The 569-nt window shown below is 45.0% G+C and carries 1 pseudogene; it reads left to right on the forward strand.

Going from position 1 to position 569, the window contains the following annotated elements:
• Positions 1-547: pseudogene (locus tag R7Q48_RS29670) on the forward strand (HipA domain-containing protein); the annotation flags it as partial.
• Positions 548-569: the final 22 nt, after the last annotated feature.

Genomic DNA, 569 nt, shown 5'->3' on the forward strand with positions numbered 1-569 from the left:
CTCCAAAAGCAACACATTCGGGCTGATTCGTAAGCTTGGTGCGGAAACATCTGGCGCATTATCTTTTCGAGTTCCAGAATCAGAACCTCAAGAAACTAGTTTTAGACCTGTACCTGATGATGAACTAATAGAACGACTAGAGCGAAATCTAGCGCCATTAGTGTATTGGGACGGTAAGGTTCGCCTTTCGGTTGCTGGTGTTCAAAACAAGTTAAACTTACTTAAGCGCGGTGATGAGTGGGGGTTTGGTGAAGGCAAATTAAGTTCGAACTACATTCTGAAATTTGAAAGCGGTAAAGCACCGTGTATTGCTGTTAATGAGTTCTTTTGTATGACATTAGCCAAGCTAGCAGGTTTGGACGTCGCTAATGTTGAGTTAACTCGCATTGGGAAGACTAGGACACTGCTCATAGAGCGGTTCGATCGTGCCTATATCGAGGCTCGTGATGTCGTTCAACGAAAACATGTGATTGATGGCTGTCAGGCAACTGACTTACCTCCAGGTTACAAATACGAGCGTCAGAATGGGGAGGAAGGTGATGGCGTATAGAGGCGTGATGGTGTTTCTT

It is taken from the genome of Vibrio sp. 378 (assembly GCF_033339435.1).